The 17,952-nt window shown below is 63.5% G+C and carries 16 protein-coding genes and 1 tRNA gene; 8 read left to right on the top strand and 9 right to left on the bottom strand.

All coding sequences use genetic code 11. The annotated features are described in order from the left end of the window. Together gyrA and ACELLULO517_RS10540 are read right to left on the bottom strand one after the other, a co-directional pair. Entirely contained in the window at positions 1 to 2,742 is a 2,742-nt protein-coding gene (gyrA, locus tag ACELLULO517_RS10545; RefSeq protein WP_227307326.1) for a DNA gyrase subunit A, read from the bottom strand. Positions 2,743 to 2,942: 200 nt separating this feature from the next. Then, positions 2,943 to 3,404 (bottom strand): MarR family winged helix-turn-helix transcriptional regulator, encoded by a 462-nt coding sequence (locus tag ACELLULO517_RS10540; protein WP_227307325.1) that lies wholly within the window; start codon positions 3,402 to 3,404, stop codon positions 2,943 to 2,945. A 36-nt stretch (positions 3,405 to 3,440) separates the two neighbouring features. Between ACELLULO517_RS10540 and ACELLULO517_RS10535 the strand changes: the two genes are divergently transcribed. Continuing rightward, entirely contained in the window at positions 3,441 to 4,004 is a 564-nt protein-coding gene (locus ACELLULO517_RS10535) for an NADPH-dependent FMN reductase (protein ID WP_227307324.1), read from the top strand. A gap of 87 nt (positions 4,005 to 4,091) precedes the next feature. On the opposite strand, the gene pnp is transcribed toward ACELLULO517_RS10535, so the two are convergent. From pnp to truB, 3 genes are all read right to left on the bottom strand, one after another. Next, positions 4,092 to 6,233, bottom strand: coding sequence for a polyribonucleotide nucleotidyltransferase (pnp, locus tag ACELLULO517_RS10530; RefSeq protein ID WP_227307323.1), 2,142 nt, complete (start codon positions 6,231 to 6,233; stop codon positions 4,092 to 4,094). A 340-nt stretch (positions 6,234 to 6,573) separates the two neighbouring features. After that, positions 6,574 to 6,843: a 30S ribosomal protein S15 gene (gene rpsO, locus ACELLULO517_RS10525; protein WP_227307322.1), complete on the bottom strand. Its 270-nt coding sequence runs from the start codon at positions 6,841 to 6,843 to the stop codon at positions 6,574 to 6,576. Between the two features lie 22 nt (positions 6,844 to 6,865). Then, positions 6,866 to 7,789, bottom strand: coding sequence for a tRNA pseudouridine(55) synthase TruB (gene truB / locus ACELLULO517_RS10520; RefSeq protein ID WP_406566262.1), 924 nt, complete (start codon positions 7,787 to 7,789; stop codon positions 6,866 to 6,868). Between the two features lie 210 nt (positions 7,790 to 7,999). On the opposite strand from truB, the gene ACELLULO517_RS10515 reads away from it, so the two are divergent. The 5 genes from ACELLULO517_RS10515 (at position 8,000) to ACELLULO517_RS10495 (ending at position 13,090) form a co-directional block, all read left to right on the top strand. After that, positions 8,000 to 9,160, top strand: a complete 1,161-nt coding sequence (locus tag ACELLULO517_RS10515; RefSeq protein WP_227307320.1) for a diguanylate cyclase — start codon at positions 8,000 to 8,002, stop codon at positions 9,158 to 9,160. A gap of 108 nt (positions 9,161 to 9,268) precedes the next feature. Next, positions 9,269 to 11,074, top strand: coding sequence for a translation elongation factor 4 (lepA, locus tag ACELLULO517_RS10510; RefSeq protein WP_227307319.1), 1,806 nt, complete (start codon positions 9,269 to 9,271; stop codon positions 11,072 to 11,074). A 103-nt stretch (positions 11,075 to 11,177) separates the two neighbouring features. Then, positions 11,178 to 11,267, top strand: a tRNA-Ser gene (locus tag ACELLULO517_RS10505). Positions 11,268 to 11,483: 216 nt separating this feature from the next. Beyond that, positions 11,484 to 12,542, top strand: a complete 1,059-nt coding sequence (locus ACELLULO517_RS10500) for a catalase family peroxidase (protein ID WP_227307318.1) — start codon at positions 11,484 to 11,486, stop codon at positions 12,540 to 12,542. Next, positions 12,539 to 13,090, top strand: a complete 552-nt coding sequence (locus ACELLULO517_RS10495; protein ID WP_227307317.1) for a cytochrome b — start codon at positions 12,539 to 12,541, stop codon at positions 13,088 to 13,090. Before ACELLULO517_RS10500 ends, ACELLULO517_RS10495 begins: the two co-directional genes overlap by 4 nt. A gap of 53 nt (positions 13,091 to 13,143) precedes the next feature. On the opposite strand, the gene ACELLULO517_RS10490 is transcribed toward ACELLULO517_RS10495, so the two are convergent. Next, a complete protein-coding gene (locus tag ACELLULO517_RS10490) occupies positions 13,144 to 13,386 on the bottom strand; it encodes a hypothetical protein (RefSeq protein WP_227307316.1) in 243 nt (80 codons plus the stop codon). Positions 13,387 to 14,062: 676 nt separating this feature from the next. Here ACELLULO517_RS10490 and ACELLULO517_RS10485 point away from each other — a divergent pair. Further along, complete coding sequence (locus tag ACELLULO517_RS10485; protein WP_227307315.1) at positions 14,063 to 14,242, top strand: type 2 periplasmic-binding domain-containing protein; 180 nt, start codon at positions 14,063 to 14,065, stop codon at positions 14,240 to 14,242. A 73-nt stretch (positions 14,243 to 14,315) separates the two neighbouring features. Here ACELLULO517_RS10485 and ACELLULO517_RS10480 read toward each other — a convergent pair whose 3' ends face one another. The 3 genes from ACELLULO517_RS10480 to ACELLULO517_RS10470 form a co-directional block, all read right to left on the bottom strand. Next, positions 14,316 to 14,999 carry a hypothetical protein gene (locus ACELLULO517_RS10480; RefSeq protein ID WP_227307314.1) on the bottom strand — a complete coding sequence of 228 codons (684 nt, stop codon included), beginning with the start codon at positions 14,997 to 14,999 and terminating at the stop codon, positions 14,316 to 14,318. Positions 15,000 to 15,142: 143 nt separating this feature from the next. Beyond that, positions 15,143 to 15,883, bottom strand: coding sequence for an SDR family NAD(P)-dependent oxidoreductase (locus ACELLULO517_RS10475; RefSeq protein WP_227307313.1), 741 nt, complete (start codon positions 15,881 to 15,883; stop codon positions 15,143 to 15,145). 72 nt (positions 15,884 to 15,955) lie between these two features. Beyond that, positions 15,956 to 17,059 (bottom strand): AbrB family transcriptional regulator, encoded by a 1,104-nt coding sequence (locus ACELLULO517_RS10470; RefSeq protein WP_227307312.1) that lies wholly within the window; start codon positions 17,057 to 17,059, stop codon positions 15,956 to 15,958. A gap of 207 nt (positions 17,060 to 17,266) precedes the next feature. Between ACELLULO517_RS10470 and ACELLULO517_RS10465 the strand changes: the two genes are divergently transcribed. Further along, on the top strand, positions 17,267 to 17,899 hold the full coding sequence (locus tag ACELLULO517_RS10465; RefSeq protein ID WP_227307311.1) for a TetR/AcrR family transcriptional regulator: 633 nt from the start codon (positions 17,267 to 17,269) through the stop codon (positions 17,897 to 17,899). The last annotated feature ends 53 nt before the right edge of the window (positions 17,900 to 17,952 follow it).

Raw genomic sequence — 17,952 nt, 5'->3', positions numbered from 1 at the left:
TCAGGCCGGCGTCCCGTCGGGCGTCGAATCGTCCTCTGGCGCGATGCTATCCAGCATGGCCTCCGAGGATATTTCGTCCGCCGCTTCCGGTTCGGTCGGCTCCTCCATCACCGGGAAGACGCTCGTCACCGTCTCACCCTCGCCCAGGCGCACCAGGGTGACGCCCATGGCCTGACGGCCGGTGACACGCACCTGATCGCCTGGCACGCGGATGAGGCGGGCCGCATTCGTCACCAGCATGAGGTCGTCGCCCGGCTGCACCGGGAAGGTCGCGACCACCGCGGTGCCGTTACGGGGGGCCAGGGTGATATTGGTGATGCCCTGACCGCCACGCCCGGTGACGCGGTATTCGTAGGCGGAAGACCGCTTGCCGAAGCCACCATCTGTCACCGTCAGCAGATTCTGCTCGGCGTCGCGCAATTCCTGGAAGCGATCGTCGGACAGCATCTCGGCACCCGCCGTGATCTCTTCAGCCTCGACCTCGGCTTCGATCTCAACAACCTCCTCATCCCCCGCGCGGCTGCGCTTGAGATAGGCGGTACGCTCCTCGACGCTGGCCGGCACATGGCGCAGCACGGAAAGGCTGATGACGCGGTCATCCTTGCCCAGGCGGATACCGCGCACGCCGGCGGAATCTCGGCCGGCGAAGACGCGCAGATTGTCCTCGTGGATCTGGAAACGGATGCAGCGGCCGCGCTCAGTCGCCAGCATCATGTCGTCGCCGTCACGGCAAGTCGCGACGCCGATCAGATGATCGCCCTCGTCGAGCTTCATGGCGATGAGGCCTGAAGCGCGCATATTGCGGAAATCCGACAGCTTGTTGCGGCGGACATTGCCGGCGGCGGTCGCGAAGACGAGGTGCAGATTCTCCCACAGGCTTTCATCCTGCGGCAGCGGCAGCACGGTCGTGATGGTATCGGTGCCGAGTTCCGGCAGCAGATTGATCAGCGCGCGGCCCTTGGCCTGGGGGCCTGCTTCCGGCAGACGCCAGACCTTCTCGCGATAGGCTTTGCCGCCGGAGGAGAAGAACAGCACCCATTGATGGGTATGGGCATTGAAGCTGCGGGTGACGACGTCGTCACCGCGCGTCGTCGCCGCGGTGCGGCCACGGCCGCCGCGATTCTGCTGGCGGAAGGTTTCCAGCGGCGTGCGCTTGATGAAATTGTCGCGGGTGATGGTCACGACCATCTGGCCGGGCTCGATCAGGCTTTCATCATCCTGGTCGGCGGCGGCATCCGTAATCTCGGTCATGCGCGGGCTGCCGATTTCCAGCCGCACGGCGGCCAGTTCGTCACGCATCACGTTCAAACGGCGCGGGCGGGATGCCAGGATGTCGAGAAGGTCCTTGATCTTCTCGGCGACTTCCGTGAGTTCGGCCAGGATCTTGTTGCGTTCCAGACCGGTCAGGCGCTGCAGGCGCAGGTCCAGAATGCCGCGGGCCTGGGCTTCCGTCAGCTTGATGCGGCTGCTGTCGGCAACGATGCTGCCGCGATCCTCGATCAGGTCCAGCAGCGGCAGGATGTCTTCCGCCGGCCATTCGCGTTCCATCAGCGCGGCGCGGGCGCTGGCGGCGTCCGCTGCCGCCCGGATGATGCGGATGACTTCGTCGATATTGGCGACGGCCACGGCCAGGCCGACGAGCAGATGACCGCGGTCGCGGGCGCGGGACAGGTCATGTCGCGCGCGGCGCAGGATGACGTCCTCGCGGAAGGTGATGAAGCACATCAGCGCTTCGCGGATGCCCATCTGGCGCGGGCGACCATTGTCCAGCGCCAGCATATTGACGCCGAAGGAGGTCTGCAACTGCGTGAAGCGGAACAGCTGGTTCAGCACCACTTCCGGCGTCGCGTCGCGCTTCAGCTCGACCACGATGCGCATGCCGTCACGGTCGCTCTCATCCCGCATGTCCGAGATGCCTTCGACCTGCTTGTTGCGGACCAGATCGGCGATCCGCTCCAGCAAGGTCGATTTGTTCACCTGATAGGGGATTTCGGTGACGATGATCGCGGTGCGATCCTTGCGGATTTCCTCGAATTCCGCGCGGGCGCGGAGGACGACGCTGCCACGTCCCGTCTCGAAAGCCTGGCGGATGCCGGCGCGGCCCAGGATGATGCCGCCTGTCGGAAAATCGGGGCCAGGAACGATCTGCATCAGCTCATCGAGACCGATATCCGGATTTTCGATCATGGCGAAGGTCGCGTCGATGATCTCACTCGGATTATGCGGCGGAATATTCGTCGCCATGCCGACCGCGATGCCGTTGGCGCCATTGACCAGAAGATTCGGGAAGGCGGCGGGCAGAACCTTCGGTTCTTCCGCGCTTTCGTCGTAGTTCGACTGGAAGTCGACGGTATCGCGATCGATATCATGCAGCAGGAACATCGCCGCGTTGGCGAGGCGCGATTCCGTGTAGCGCATCGCCGCCGGCGGATCGCCGTCGACCGAGCCGAAATTGCCCTGACCGTCGATCAGGCGCACGCGCATGGAAAAGGGCTGCGCCATACGCACCAAGGCGTCGTAAATCGAGGCGTCGCCATGCGGATGGTATTTACCCATCACGTCACCGGTGATGCGCGCCGACTTGCGGTAGGGCTTGTCTGGCGTGAAGCCGGATTCCTGCATCGAGAACAGAATGCGCCGGTGAACAGGCTTCAATCCATCCCGCGCGTCCGGCAAAGCACGGCTGACGATGACCGACATCGCATAGGCGAGATAGGACTGCCGCATCTCATCTTCGAGCATGACAGGCTGCGTCGACGGCGGCAGAGAAGCAGATTGGTCAGGAGGTGTGGTGTCGCTCAACGGGTCTCTCGGAGCTGCTCAACAGGCGAGCGGGGAAGGCGGGTCAAAAGGCGACCCGCGCGGGGATCTATCGCCGTTGCAGACGGGATGACATCAGGATTTTATGCCCTAAAAGCGGGATCGGAGCAAGGTCGGGGCGGTCAGCCGCCCCCGCGCCCGGCGCCCATCACGGCATCGGCAAAACGGCGGTTAAAGCCGGCGAGGGCGTCGATATCGGCGGGCGTCCAGCTGACCAGCACCCGCGCCAGAAGTCGCATGCGCGCGGCGGTGATGGCGGCGACGATAGCCCGTCCGGCCTCGGTCAAATCAGCCTCCCGCCGGCGTTTGTCGGTCGCGCCTTCAGGGCGCGTCACAAGGGTGAGGGTTTCGAGCTTCGCGAGTTGCCGGCTGACGGTGGTGTGGTCGCGGCCGACGAGATCGGCGAGGTCCGCGACACCCAATGCCCCACGCGCGCCGAGCGCGACGAGCAGGGGAAACAGCGCGCGATCCAGGGTGACGCCGGCCTCCCGCAGCAAGGCATCATCCCGCTGCGGGCTATTGAGGCAGCCGATCAGATCGATCAAGGCACTGCCGAGCAAGTCCAAGTTGCGTGTATTTTGCACCTTTACAAATCCATCCAAACCTTGCCATATGCGTGCATGATACACGCACATACCATTCAGGTCATCATCGGCAGCACCCGCGCGGCGCGGATCGGGCCACAGGTCGCGGCTTGGGTCGCCGAGATCGGGCGCAGGACGGTCCCCGCCAATTTCGACCTGGTCGATCTGCGCGACTGGCCTTTGCCGATGGATGACGAGCCGGGCATTCCGGCCACCGGCGCCTATACCCAGCCCCATACGCAAGCCTGGGGCCGCCAAGTCGCTCAGGCGAGCGGTTTCGTCTTCGTGACCCCGCAATATAACTGGGGCTATCCGGCGGCGCTGAAGAACGCGCTGGATCATCTCTATCGGGAATGGTCGGGCAAGCCCGCCGTCATCGTCACCTATGGCGGAAGGGGCGGTGACAAATGCGCAGGCCAACTGCGGCAGGTGCTGGACGGGCTGCATATGCGCGCCATGGACACAATGCCCGGCCTTCGGATCGCGCGGGAGCGGATCGAGGCCAATGACGGGCAGGTCGATCCGGCCCAGGATTTCGCGGCTGCTTTGCCGGAACTGGATCGGGCTTTCGCGGAGCTCGCCGCAGCAATGGCACCATAAAAAACGCCGCCCACGCGTCCCGATGAAGGGAGGCGGAGCGGCGTTTTGCTTCATCCCCGAGCCGGCAAGCCGGCTCGGGAGCGAAAATCAGTCTTCGCGGCGGCTGCCGCCCTTGGAACCGACCTTCTCGCCGATGTCTTCGCCGGTCGCCTGATCGACGACGCGCATCGACAGCTTCACCTTGCCGCGGTCATCGAAGCCGATGACCTTGACCTTCACGGCGTCGCCCTGGGTCACGATATCGGCGGTCTTGTTGACGCGGGTGGCGGCCAGTTCGCTGATATGAACCAGACCGTCCTTGGCGCCGAGGAAGTTCACGAAAGCGCCGAAATCGGCGACCTTCACGACCTTGCCATTGTAGATCTTGCCGATCTCGGCTTCCGCGACGATGCCCGTGATACGGTCGATCGCAGCCTGGGTCTTCTCTTCGCTGGTCGATGCGATCTTGATCGTGCCGTCATCCTCGATGTCGATCTTGCAGCCCGTCTGCTCGACAATGTCACGGATGACCTTGCCGCCCTGGCCGATGACTTCGCGGATCTTTTCCTTCGGCACATTGATGATCGTGATGCGCGGCGCGGTGGCAGCGACGCCGCCGCGGGCGCCGGTCAGGGCCTTGGCCATCTCGCCCAGGATATGGATGCGGCCTTCGCGGGCCTGTTCCAGGGCGATCTTCATGATCTCCGGCGTGATGGACGTGATCTTGATGTCCATCTGCAGGCTGGTGACGCCCTCTTCGGTGCCGGCCACCTTGAAGTCCATATCACCGAGATGATCTTCGTCGCCGAGAATGTCGGACAGAACGGCGAAGCCGCGATCTTCCTTGATCAGGCCCATGGCGATACCGGCCACGGGGCGCGTCAGCGGAACGCCCGCGTCCATCAGCGACAGGGAGGTGCCGCAGACCGTCGCCATGGAGGAGGAGCCGTTGCTCTCGGTGATCTCGGAGACCACGCGAAGGGTGTAGGGGAACTTGTCCTTACCCGGCAGCAGCGGGTGGATGGCGCGCCAGGCGAGCTTGCCATGGCCGATTTCGCGGCGACCCGGGGAGCCCATGCGGCCGGCTTCACCCACCGAGTAGGGAGGGAAGTTGTAATGCAGCATGAAATGCTCACGGTATTCGCCGTCCAGCGCGTCGATCACCTGCTCGTCCTGAGCGGTGCCGAGGGTCGCGACGCACAGCGCCTGCGTCTCGCCACGGGTAAAGAGCGCGGACCCATGGGCGCGCGGCAGGACGCCGACTTCGGCGACGATCGGGCGGACCGTGCGGGTGTCGCGGCCGTCGATGCGGATGCCGTTGTCGAGGATGCTGTTGCGGACGATATCGGCTTCCAGGTCCTTGAACAGGCCCTTGGCGGCATCGGCGTTCAGCCCTTCGGCCGTCAGCGCGGCGGCGGCGGCCTTCTTGGCGGCGCCGATCTTCTCATAGCGAGCGGCCTTGGCCTTCTCGCCGTAAGCGGCGGCGATTTCGGTGCGGGCCAGGGCATCGACGCGGGCGCGCAGCGTCTTCTCTTCCTCGGACCGCTCGGTCAGAGCCCAGGGCTCCTTGGCGGCGTGTTCGGCGAGTTCGATGATCGCGTTGATCACGGCCTGGAAGGCGGTGTGACCGAAGGTCACGGCCTCAAGCATGATCTCTTCCGAAAGCTCCTTGGCCTCGCTCTCGACCATCAGCACGCCTTCGGCGGTGCCGGCGACGACGAGGTCAAGATCGCTCTCTTCCGTCTGCTGCGTGGTCGGGTTGAGGATGAACTGGCCGTCGATGCGCGCGACGCGGGCGGCGCCGACCGGGCCGAAGAACGGAATGCCGGAGATCGTCAGCGCGGCCGAGCAGCCGATCAGGGAGACGATATCGGGATCGTTTTCAAGATCGTGGGACAGGACGGTCGCGACGATCTGAACCTCGTTGCGGAACCCTTCCGGGAACAGCGGACGGATCGGACGGTCGATCAGGCGGCTGACCAGCGTCTCGTTCTCGTTCGGGCGGCCTTCACGCTTGAAGAAGCCACCCGGGATCTTGCCGGCCGCGAAGGCCTTTTCCTGGTAGTTGACGGTGAGCGGGAAGAAATCCTGGCCCGGCTTCACGGTCTTGGCGCCGACCGCCGTGCAGAGCACGATGGTATCGCCATAGGTGATCATCACGGCGCCGTCGGCCTGGCGGGCGATCTTGCCCGTCTCCAGGATCAGGGGGCGGCCGCCCCATTCGATTTCCTTGCGGAAGTAGTTGAACATTCAATCATCCTTTCCGTACGAGCCGGAGGTGACGGCAGGACGGAGAGCGGACCGGGATGGGTTTGGATGCGGGACTTCGGCGTCTCGGGCGGCATGGGGAGCGGAATGCGTAGCGATGCATCCGCCGGCCATGTGGCCGGAAACGCCGGGCTGGTCCTGATTGCGTCCGTTGGTTGCCCCGGTCGACCTTTCCACCGTACCGCCGCGTCAGCGGCTATGTCTGTCTCACGCCGTTCTTGGCGTCCGGTATCGCCGCTTCTGCGGGTCTTGGTCTTGGCCCCGAGAAGCGGGGCGGGCACCTTCCGCCCGAAGGCGGAAGGTGATCGCAGAGAATGCGCTGTTAGCGGCGCAGGCCGAGGCGGCCGATCAGCGTCGTGTAACGCTCGTGATCGTTCCGCTTCAGATAGTCCAGCAGGCGGCGACGGCGGCCGACCAGCATCAGCAGACCGCGACGGCTGTGAAAGTCCTTCGCGTGAATCTTGAGATGTTCGGTGAGGCTGATGATCCGGTCGGTGATGAGCGCGACCTGCACTTCAGGACTGCCGGTGTCGTTGGTGCCACGGGCATAGTCAGAGATAAGCGACGAGCGCTTCTCGGCTGTAATCGACATCGTGTGTTCCTATAAAAAGGGGTTACAGCAGGCGCTCGGGCTTCATCCAGCCCTCTTCGAGCCGGCATAAACCGATCACGCGGCTCCCCACCATTGCGCGCACGGTCCCACCTGCGGGATCGGCGCCATCGGGTATCCGCCCCATGAGATCGACGAGGCTGATTGCCTGTCCATGCCCGAGGCCAACGGCTTCACTTTCGGTCAAGGCCAGCGCCGGGATGTCGGCCAGCGCGGTCGCGACCGGCAGCAGAAGCGCCGGAGAGATGGGGGCCGTATCCTCCCCCTGTTCCAATTTGTCCAGGGAAATCGCCATATCCTCGGTAAAGGGGCCGACCCGCAGACGGCGCAGGACGGTGATATGGCCGAGGCTGCCGCAGGCGATCGCGATGTCGCGGGCGAGGCTGCGCATATAGACGCCCTTGCCGGATTCGACCTCGAAGACCGCCGTATCCGCGTCCGGACGGTCGATCAGGTCGAAGCGGTCGATCTGCGCGGGGCGCGGTTCCAGCACCGGGGCGCGACCCTCGCGCGCCATGTCATAGGCGCGTTCGCCGGCCACCTTGATGGCGGAATAGATCGGCGGCACCTGCATGATGAGGCCGCGGAAGGCCGGCAGCGCCGCTTCGATCGCCGCATTGTCGGGGCGCACGTCGCTGGTGCCGGTCACAGCCCCTTCGGCGTCGTCGGTATCGCGGGATTCACCGAAGCGCAGCGTGAACTGGTAGCGCTTGGTGCCGTCCATGACATAGGGCACGGTCTTGGTGGCCGCCCCGAAGGCGATCGGCAGCAGCCCGGTGGCCAGCGGATCGAGCGTGCCGCCGTGGCCCGCCTTCTGCGCGTCGAACAGCCGTTTCAGCTTGTTCACCATATCGGTGCTCGTCGGGCCTTGCGGCTTATCGAGAATAAGCCACCCGTCCAAGGGGCGACCGCGCTGGCGGCGTTTCATCATGGCTTGAAATCAGTGCAAAAAAGGGGAGCGGAGAGGGTATCGGATGAGGGGCGCGGCTATGGCAGGAGAATAGCGCTTGGGCAAGTTGGAGCAGCTCTGTCCCTGACGGACATTTCAATCAGTTTAATTGTCCCCCAACCCCGTCTGGGGCTTGCCTGGGACAAGGTTAGGACTGACTCCGCCTTGAGACGAAAAAGGCTGCTGTCTATGTCCATCCGGCCCATCGGCTCCATCGAACGCCGCCTGACCATCAGTTACGTCCTCGCCCTGACGCTCGTGGCGCTGCTCACGATCATCTCGCATTTCGTCCTGATGCGCGTGCTTGCAACGCAGAACGGGTTCGCCACCGTCATCAGTATCAGCGAGCGGCAGCCGATGCTCTCCCAGCGTATCGCCAGCCTGGCAGCCCAATATGCCGCCGGCGATTTGGCGGCGCGCGGCCTGCTGGATCAGGCGATCGATCAATTCGACCAGCAGCATAGCGCGCTGCTGCACGGAGATGCGACGTTCGGGCTTATGGCGCCCCGCGCGACCGATCTGCGCGCCGTTTTTTTCTCCGGGCCCGATCCGGTGAATAGCATGGTCGGACGCTATGTCGCCGATGCGCGACGGGTGGCGGCATTGTCCCCGTCCGATCCGGCCTTGAAGCCCGTGCTGGCCCGGATATTCGCGGCGGCGGACGGCCCGCTGCTGCAAGGGCTGGGCGAGGTGGTGCAAGCCCATCAGCAGCGGAGCGATCGGGAATTGGCGGAGCTTGCCCGCATTCAGGATGCAACCCTGCTGGTGGTTTTGCTCACATTGCTGATCGAGGCGCTCGCGATCTTCCGACCGCTGGTGCGACAGGTCTCCCGCTATGCGCGGCAGTTGCTGGTTCTCGCGACGCGCGATCCGCTGACGGGGGCGCTGAACCGGCGGAGCTTCATGGACAAGGGCGCCCAGGCTGTGACGCAGGCCAGGAATGCCGGAGAGCCGCTCAGCGTGGTGATGATCGACGCCGACCATTTCAAGCGCATCAACGACACCTACCAGCATGCCGGTGGCGATGCCGTGCTTCAGGCGCTGGTCGCGACGTTGAAGCGCGAGGTCAGGGGCGGTGATCCGGTCGGCCGGCTGGGGGGCGAGGAATTCGCGATCCTGCTGCCGCGCACCGGGCTGGCCAGCGCGCAGCAGATGGCCGAGCGGGTGCGCGCGGCGATCGCCGCGATGCGGGTAGAAAGCGCAGGCGCGGCGATCCCCGTCACCGTCAGCATCGGGCTGGCCGTTCTGGCCCAGGGCGATGCCGGTATGGATGCGCTTCTGGCCCGCGCCGACCAGGCCCTGTACAGTGCCAAGCATCTTGGCCGGAACCGGGTTGAAGTGATGGTTTGACCGTCCGGCGGCCTGATCGGGCCGCCCGCATTCAGGACAAGGCGGAAACGCAACCATCCCCAGCGCAATCAGGCTGACATCTGCCCAGCATTCCCTTATGTGACGGGCATGACCGACACGCCGCTCTCCCTCATCCGTAACTTCTCCATCATCGCCCATATCGACCATGGCAAGTCCACGCTCGCCGACCGGTTGATTCAAGCCACGGGCGGCCTGACCGCGCGCGAGATGACCGAACAGGTCCTCGACACCATGGAGCTTGAGAAGGAGCGGGGCATTACCATCAAGGCGCAGACCGTGCGCCTGAACTACAAGGCCAATGACGGCCTGACCTATGTCTTGAACCTGATGGACACGCCCGGCCATGTCGACTTCGCCTATGAGGTGAGCCGCAGCCTGGCTGCCTGCGAGGGCTCCCTTCTCGTCGTCGATGCCAGCCAGGGCGTGGAAGCGCAGACGCTCGCCAATGTCTATCAGGCGATCGACGCCGGGCATGAGATCGTCCCCATCCTCAACAAGATCGACCTGCCGGCGGCCGAGCCCGACCGCGTGAAGGAGCAGATCGAGGACGTGATCGGCATCGATGCGTCCGACGCCGTCATGATCAGCGCCAAAAGCGGCCTGAACATCGAGGGCGTGCTGGAAGCGATCGTCACCCGCCTGCCTTCGCCGAAGGGTGACCCGGACGCGCCGCTGAAGGCCCTGCTGGTCGATAGCTGGTACGATGCCTATCTCGGCGTCATCATTTTGGTCCGTATCAAGGACGGTAAGCTGCGCCGTGGCCAGAAGATCCGCATGATGGCCAAGGGTGCGGTCCATACCGTCGATCAGGTCGGCGTCTTCCGCCCCAAGATGGAAGCGGTGGACGAGCTTGGGCCGGGCGAGATGGGCTATATCAATGCCGCCATCAAGACCGTCGCCGATTGCGACGTCGGTGACACCATCACCGATGACCGCCGCCCGGCGGCCGAGATCCTGGCGGGCTTCAAACCCTCGATCCCCGTCGTCTGGTGCGGTCTTTTCCCGGTCGATGCCGATGATTTCGAGAAGCTGCGCGAAAGCCTGGGCAAACTGCGGCTGAACGATGCGAGCTTCCACTATGAGGCCGAAAGCTCGGCCGCCCTCGGCTTCGGCTTCCGCTGCGGCTTCCTCGGCCTGCTGCATCTGGAAATTATCCAGGAGCGGCTGAGCCGTGAATTCGACCTCGATCTGATCGCGACCGCGCCCTCGGTCGTCTATCATATCTATGACAGCAAGGGCGTCATGACCGAGCTGCACAATCCGGCCGATATGCCGGAAGTGATGACGATCGATCATATCGAGGAGCCCTGGATCGTCGCGACCATCATGGTGCCGGACGATCACCTGGGCTCCGTGCTGACGCTCTGCAACGAGCGACGCGGCCAGCAGCAGGACCTGACCTATGTCGGCACCCGCGCCATGGCGGTCTACAAGCTGCCGCTGAACGAGGTGGTCTTCGATTTCTATGACCGCCTGAAGTCCAGCACCAAGGGCTATGCGAGCTTCGACTATCACATGGATAGCTATGCCGAGAGCGATCTCGTCCGCATCTCTATTCTCGTGAACCAGGACCCGGTGGATGCGCTGAGCTTCATCGCCCATCGCTCGGCAGCGGAAGCCCGCGGCCGCGCCATCTGCGCCAAGCTGAAGGACCTGATCCCGAAGCAGCTATTCAAGATCGCGATCCAGGCGGCGATCGGCGGCCGCATCATCGCGCGTGAGACGATCGGGGCCTTGTCCAAGGACGTGACCGCCAAGTGCTACGGCGGTGACATCAGCCGCAAGCGCAAGCTGTTGGAGAAGCAGAAGGAAGGCAAGAAGCGCATGCGGCAGTTCGGCAAGGTCGAAATCCCGCAAAGCGCCTTCCTGGCCGCGCTCAAGATCGACGCCTGAGCCTATCCGTTTCGCGCGGGTCTGATCCCGCACGAAATTCCAAGTCGCAATGCGGCAGGGGAGTTGCACTGCCTGCTGGTTGTGGCTAGGAAGCGGCTCCGCTGGAGAGATGGCCGAGCGGTTTAAGGCGCACGCTTGGAAAGCGTGTGTGCGTGAAAGCGTACCGTGGGTTCGAATCCCACTCTCTCCGCCACTTTGCCCAGATAGTCGGGCATCGCCCTAGCCGGGTCCCCTTATCATCCTCGATCCGTTCCGCCCGCTTGCGTGCGCTATCCGCCAGGCATCGTGCTGTCCTGTCCATGCTGCCAATCAAGTCGGCATCGATCGTACCATCACGTAAAGATGGAAATGATTGACGAAGGAAAACGGTCGATCGCATCCTGACGCGAAGCGATGACGCGAGGGGTGAATGCCGCAGTCCATTCTGTCTGAGATGCGCGCCAAAATCGGTTCCCTGATCGTCATTGCGGTGATTGTCGGCGCCAGTGCGGCAGCCTTCGCCTATACGGCCGGCTGGCTGACACCGGGGCGATTGACGCCCGTCAAGGTGGTGGATGCGCTGGCGCCGCCGGGAGGTCCGGCCTTGGGGCATCGTCGCAACCATGCCAAGGGCATCTGCTTCACCGGCGCGTTCCAATCCAATGGAGCGGGCGCCAGCCTGTCGACCGCGACGGCCTTCGCGGCCGGGCATTATCCGGTGATCGGACGTTTCAATCTGGCGATCGCGAGCCCGGACGCTGCGGACGTGACCGCGCGGGTGCGGGGGATGGGGCTGCAGATCGCGACCCCGAACGGTCAGGTCTGGCGCAGTGCCATGATCACGGCGCCGATATTCCCGGTCTCCACGCCGCAGGATTTCTACGACCTGCTGCGTGCGTCCGGGAGCAAGGACCCGAATGCGATGAAAACCTTCGTCGCCGCGAACCCGGAATTCGGCAATTTCGTGCAATGGGCGACGACGGCGCCCTGGACGAGCAGCTATGCCGAAGATCGCTTCAACAGCCTGGACAGTTTCATTTTCGTCGATGGTTCCGGCCAGCATCAGGTGGTGCGCTGGTCGTTGATCCCCATAGCATCGCTGGTACCGATCTCACCGGGCGATCTGGCCAAGCGTGGCCCGAATTATCTGGAGAGTGAGATTGCGGATCGGGTCGGCAAAGCACCGCAGAGCTGGACCTTGGCCGTGACGGTCGCGAATGCGGGTGATCAGACCGACGACCCCAGCAAAGCCTGGCCGGCTGACCGCCGCACGATCGCTGTCGGCACGCTTGTCGTTCAGCAGGTCGAGCCAGAAGCCAATGGGCCATGTCGCGACATCAATTTCGATCCGACCGTGCTGCCCGCAGGCATGATGACCTCGAACGATCCTTTTCCGGCGGCGCGTTCGGCCGCCTACGCTGTGTCGTATGACCGCCGCACAGCGGAGGCCGCAGACTATCCCCGCACCGCGACAGGAGGCACGCCATGACGGTCGCTCGTCAAAGGTTCACCGTGTTGCAGCGTGCCTTGCACTGGCTGATGGCGGTCTGCATTCTGGCCATGCTGTTCATCGGCGTCGGCATGGTCTCGACGCTGACGCCGAAGTATTTGACGCTGGTGCAGATCCATAAGCCGTTGGGGATCGCGATCCTGGTGCTGGCGCTCATCCGGCTGGGGGTGCGGTTGCGCGACGGTGCGCCCGCGCTGCCGTCTGATCTGCCTGAGCCGATGAAATTGGCAGCTCATCTCTCACATTATATTTTCTACGCCCTGATGATCGTCATGCCGCTTCTGGGCTGGGCGATGCTTTCGGCTGCTTCCTATCCGGTTGTGCTGTTCGGCAGCTGGCATCTGCCGTCCATTCTGCCCTTGAATGATGGGCTGCATACCCTGCTCTGGAACGCGCATCACTATTTGGCGTTTGTCTTCTTCGCTTTGATCCTGTTGCATCTGGCGGCCGCCTTGTTCCATGCCCTGGTCAGGCGGGACGGTGTTTTTGCCACCATGGCGCCCATTTCGATGCGCAAGGTCAAATAGACCAAGGCGCTATAGAGCGGGCGGGAACGCTGCTGCCCGCAGCCATCCAAGGGTCAGGTTTTGGAGCCGGACTGCAGCCAGCCGGCGACCAGGATCAGCGCTGAGATCAGAAGCGAATAGCCACCGGCGGCCCAGAGGCTGATCGACGTCTCCGGCTGACCCAAGCTCGAAATGCTGCTCGTGAAACGATCGCCCCAATAGATGACCAAGCTGGCCAAAGGCCAGGTCAACACCCCGGCGAGGATATAGATCTTGCCGGGGCCGCCGCGCATTTGGGCCCATATGCTTCTACTCACGGCGTCACTTCCTTGATCCGTCACTGACCCACGCCAGGCTCGTTCTCAGCGATGGATCTTCTAGAGCAGATCCCGGTCAGATGGAATCATCTGGCCGGGTTAAGATGCTCGCAAAAACAATAATCTAGAGCGGCGCCTGTGAGCGTGAGCGAACAGTAGACGCTCTAGGCCCAGCTATAATGCCGCGCAAACCGGCGCGTATGGAACGCTGGGTGGTGATGGAGAGAGGGCTCGTTCAGATGTGGGACGGGCCTGCAAAGACAGCCATCCGCTGCCCCGGATGGGCTCACGATTTTCTGTTCGATTTGTAACGGTTGATTGCTGCAAAGTCTCAAATGAGGCTCGCGCAGCGGGCGTCCAAATACTAGTTTTGGCGGGCTGCAACGACGCCACTGTCTAAGTAAGTCGTCGTCTCTTGAACCAGAGGGACGGGGAGGGCCGCAAAACCTCCCCGTCGCAGTACGTCTTCTCTTGAACCAGATCTAGACAGGCTCACTCCTATCCGGATTTGCCCGGAACATCTACCAAAGTCTTAGCGATTCTGGCCTTGATGGTGAATTTGTGATTGGTTTTCACAAATATCGGCTAGTCCCATGGATTAGTCTCAGCCTTTGGACCCAGAATGAGACAGACAGACAATTGAGGGCGATCGCGACGTGCCGATTCGCTTGGCGCGATGGGCCGGTGTCTCTGGAACGTCAACTGCGCGCTCGTCACCGCTTTGACAGCGCATCAGGGCGACGGCGTCATCTGCGCCAATCGCAATTTCGAAGTGAATGAGCTGAAGGACATAGGCAAGACGCCTGTTACCTTCTTCCCGCAGCAGGATGCGATCGAGCGGAAGCGGCCCTCATAAGCGCCAAAACCGAAAAAGGGCGGAAACCGCGTATGCGGTCTCCGCCCTTTTCATTTGGCTGTACTCGCGTCGGTCAGCGCGACGCGAGGGTCTCTTGCGGCATCGGCGAGATATTCGGGTGGCTCATCGTCGCCCAGACCACGTTATTCACCGCTGCCGGCTCGCGGATGATGCGGGCTGAGCCGGGGATGAGCTTACCGTCATGGTCGAAATGCAGCGCCACGACCCAGTCGAACGTATCGTTCGGCCAGTGGCCACCGGGCAGCATGGTTGCAGGATCGACACCCAAAGCCGCCATCAGCTTGGCGATCTTGGTGTGATGCCAGGAAATCAGCGTCGTCTGATGCGCGGGGCGCTGCTTCAGCCAGTCGACCAATGTGGTCACGGCGTGGGAGGCGCAAGGCTGCTCGATCGGCATATCCATCGCGGCGCTCAACGGTTCCAGCGTCAGGCGCGGACGGTCGCTTTTATGCGTGTCCTCGGCCGCGACCAGAGCGTCGATATGAACCGGCTCGCCGCTCATCGAGAAATGGGAGAAATAATCGGCATAGACCTGGGCGCGCATCGATCCTGCCGCGCTCAGACCCGTGCCGAAGCCGGTCTTCTCGCCATGGCGCACGATCAGAATGGTCGCGTCGCTCAAGCCATTGGTGGCCTGCAGCGACACTTCGCTTTTCAGAAGCCTGGGCGCAGAAGCCACAGCCGGTGTCACCAGCGTCGCCAGAGCCAATCCGCAAGCCGTCAAAGCAAAACGCATCGCCGCATACCTCCTACTGGAAGTGATCTTATACTGTTTCAAACATATGAAACATGGATTTCGTGCAATCAATCGTAACAGCCGAGGTGCAACAGTTGCATGTCAGATAATTTTTCGCGCCGCAGCTCAAATGTGCGCGAGAATTAGACGTGCTGTCCACCATTGATATGGACTTCGGCGCCATTCACGTAGGAGGAGGCGTCGGTGCAGAGGAAATAAATGGTCTTCGCGACCTCCTCCGGCCTGCCCAGGCGCTGCATCGGCACTTCCGCCGAAACCAGCGCATCGGTCCCGGCGGAGAGAATGGCGGTGTCGATTTCGCCCGGGGCGATGGCATTGGCACGCACGCCGCGGCCACCGAATTCATGCGCCATTTCCCGCGTCAGTGCCGCCAAGGCTGCCTTGGAGGCGGCATAGGCGACGCCCGCGAAGGGATGCACGCGGGAGCCGGCGATCGAGGTGACATTGACGATCGATCCGCCGGCGCGCTCCAACTCCGGCAGCAGGGCGCGCGCGAGCAGGGCGGTCGAGATCAGATTGACGTTCAGCACCTGGGTCCAAAGGGCGGCATCGCTGTCGATAACGCCCAGGCGCTTGCCTTCCGGCCCTTTGGGGGAGATGCCGGCATTATTGATCAGGGCATGCAGGCGGCCGTCGGCCAGCCGGCCGCGGACATCTTCGGCGAGGGCGGAGAGGCTGGACAGGTCGCCGAGATCAGCCTGGATATGGCTTTCTCGCGCATTGGGCCAACGACAGAGCGGCGAAAAGGCCTGGCGGGAGACGGTCAGCACCCGCCAGCCGCGTTCCTGGAACAGCTTGACGGTCGCGTGACCGATGCCGCGGCTGGCGCCGGTGAGGAGCAGGACAGGCTGGGACTCTGACATGGTGACCATTGCGGTGGGAGAACGCCAGCATAGAAGCCGGTCCGCTTCGCCGCCGCAATGACGCGTTGCCGGTCAGACCCGGCGCGGCGCCGGGCTCGTCTTCGAGAGCAGTCGCGCGATGGCCGGCCCGACGATCAGCACGCACAGGAAGCGTGCGATCTGCATCGTCATGACGAAGGGCATATTGACCTTGCTGGAGGCCGCGATGATGGCGACGGAATCGGCCCCGCCCGGGCTTGTCGCCAGATAGGCCGTCAGCGGATCGACCCCGGTGACGAGCATAAGGATGGCGCCGAAGCCGCAGCAGATCAGGATCAGCGCCAGGATCGAGGTGACGACGCGCAGAAAAACCTTCTTCGCATAGCGCAGCACGGAGGCGGAGAAGCGCATGCCAATCGCCCAGCCGACGACGGCATAGCTGGCCGCCAGGATCAGCGGCGGCAGGTCCAGATGCAGCGGCGTGAATAATTTCAACATCATGCCCAGGATCATGGGCGTCAGCATCGCGCCGCCGGGGATTTTCAGCCTTACCCCGGCATAGGCGCCGATCAGCGCGACAGCAATCGCCGTCGCGACCGGCAACCAGGCGGCCGGGAGCGCGACCCAATGTGGCGCTGCACTGCCGCCGCCATGGCCGATGAAACGGGAGACCAGCGTCGCGACCACGGCGCAGGCGACGACGCGCATATACTGCATGAAGGCGACCAGCCGCATATCGGCGCCGAACTGCTCGGACATCAGCGTCATCACCGTCGCCGCGCCCGGGGCCGAGCCCCAGATCGCCGTCGTTCCCGGCAGAGCGCCGGACCGGGAGAGAATCCAGCCGAGCAGGCTGGAGGCGAGGAGGGTGGACAGCGTGCCAAGCAGGAAAACCGGCCAGTCCGCGACCATGACCGGGAAGATCGAGACCGGTAGATTGACGGCGATCATCGCGCCGACGATGCCCTGGCAGGTGACAAAGACCGGCGGGGCGATCCGCACCGTGCCGTCCTGGCTTGCCAGGAGAATGGCGGCGGCCATCGGCCCCAGCAGCAGGGCCGCCGGTAGTCGCAGCATTTCCAGCAGCACCGCGAAGATCAGGGACAAGGGCACCAGAACCAGCCAGCGCCACTGGACCGGCCAGTTGCGCGGGCGGAGCGCGTCCAGGTTGCGGGTCGCCTCGATTGTTTCAACCAAAAACCGAGACCTGTTCGGTTGCGCCTGACGTGTCAGTCAATGTCAGGATAATTCGCCGAGGCTCAATAGAAGCGAGTGCCGCTTTGCGCGGATCAGGCATGAGCATGCTAAAGCTCCGAAAGAAGACCGGTGACGGACAAAAACATCGGTAGAATGGGATCGGGTCAGGATGGTCAGGCGCGTATATCGCGGAACGGATAGTTGAGGATGTCCTCTCAAAACACAAACGCTCTGGTCGCAGAGGCGCTCCTCCCGAAACGTCAACGCGGCCGGGACCGCGTGGACGCCATTCTGGCTGCGGCCATCGCGCTTTTCGCCGAGAAGGATTACGAGGCGGTGACGATGACGGAAATCGCCGCCCAGTCTTCGACGGCCATCGGTTCGCTCTATCGCTTTTTTCCGACCAAGGATGTGCTGGTCGCGGCCTTGCTGGAACGCTATGGCGCGACGCTGAGTGAATCCCTGGCGGAAATCGTCGCACGCGCCTCGCTGCTGTCCCCCGAGGCGATGGCAGATGCCCTGGTCGCGATGGGCGACAGCCTGCGTCCGCAGCGGACGGTGACGCTGAAACTGATCGATTTTCCCAATGACAGCATGATCCGGCGCCAGCAGATGCGCGACACCTTCAAGGATGCGCTGGCGCGCATCCTGTCGCGTTATCACGACAAGACCTATGCCACGGATGATGGGGCGGTCCTGCTCATGCTCGGCGTGATGAAATCCATCTGGTCTTTCGTGCCCGAGACCGACGGGCAGCCGCAGGGCTTCGGTCAGGAAGCGCGCCGTATGATCGCCCTTTACCTCGCCGATCTCGGTGACGGCGCCGCCCCGCGGCTTTAGAGCAGATCCCGGTCAGATGGAATCATCTGGCCGGGTGAAGATGCTCGCAAAAA

The organism is Acidisoma cellulosilyticum (assembly GCF_020621385.1).
In the GTDB taxonomy this organism is placed as follows: Bacteria; Pseudomonadota; Alphaproteobacteria; order Acetobacterales; family Acetobacteraceae; genus Acidisoma; species Acidisoma cellulosilyticum.
This window is presented reverse-complemented; position numbering and strand designations above follow the sequence as displayed.

What these genes read in the sequence shown, in the direction of transcription:
- gyrA (WP_227307326.1), bottom strand. Translation starts at nt 2,742, where the DNA reads ATGCTCGAAGATGAGATGCGGCAGTCCTATCTCGCCTATGCGATGTCG.
- ACELLULO517_RS10535 (WP_227307324.1), top strand. Translation starts at nt 3,441, where the DNA reads ATGATACACGCACATACCATTCAGGTCATCATCGGCAGCACCCGCGCG.
- pnp (WP_227307323.1), bottom strand. Translation starts at nt 6,233, where the DNA reads ATGTTCAACTACTTCCGCAAGGAAATCGAATGGGGCGGCCGCCCCCTG.
- rpsO (WP_227307322.1), bottom strand. Translation starts at nt 6,843, where the DNA reads ATGTCGATTACAGCCGAGAAGCGCTCGTCGCTTATCTCTGACTATGCC.
- truB (WP_406566262.1), bottom strand. Translation starts at nt 7,789, where the DNA reads ATGAAACGCCGCCAGCGCGGTCGCCCCTTGGACGGGTGGCTTATTCTC.
- ACELLULO517_RS10515 (WP_227307320.1), top strand. Translation starts at nt 8,000, where the DNA reads ATGTCCATCCGGCCCATCGGCTCCATCGAACGCCGCCTGACCATCAGT.
- lepA (WP_227307319.1), top strand. Translation starts at nt 9,269, where the DNA reads ATGACCGACACGCCGCTCTCCCTCATCCGTAACTTCTCCATCATCGCC.
- ACELLULO517_RS10500 (WP_227307318.1), top strand. Translation starts at nt 11,484, where the DNA reads ATGCCGCAGTCCATTCTGTCTGAGATGCGCGCCAAAATCGGTTCCCTG.
- ACELLULO517_RS10495 (WP_227307317.1), top strand. Translation starts at nt 12,539, where the DNA reads ATGACGGTCGCTCGTCAAAGGTTCACCGTGTTGCAGCGTGCCTTGCAC.
- ACELLULO517_RS10485 (WP_227307315.1), top strand. Translation starts at nt 14,063, where the DNA reads ATGGGCCGGTGTCTCTGGAACGTCAACTGCGCGCTCGTCACCGCTTTG.
- ACELLULO517_RS10480 (WP_227307314.1), bottom strand. Translation starts at nt 14,999, where the DNA reads ATGCGTTTTGCTTTGACGGCTTGCGGATTGGCTCTGGCGACGCTGGTG.
- ACELLULO517_RS10475 (WP_227307313.1), bottom strand. Translation starts at nt 15,883, where the DNA reads ATGTCAGAGTCCCAGCCTGTCCTGCTCCTCACCGGCGCCAGCCGCGGC.
- ACELLULO517_RS10465 (WP_227307311.1), top strand. Translation starts at nt 17,267, where the DNA reads ATGTCCTCTCAAAACACAAACGCTCTGGTCGCAGAGGCGCTCCTCCCG.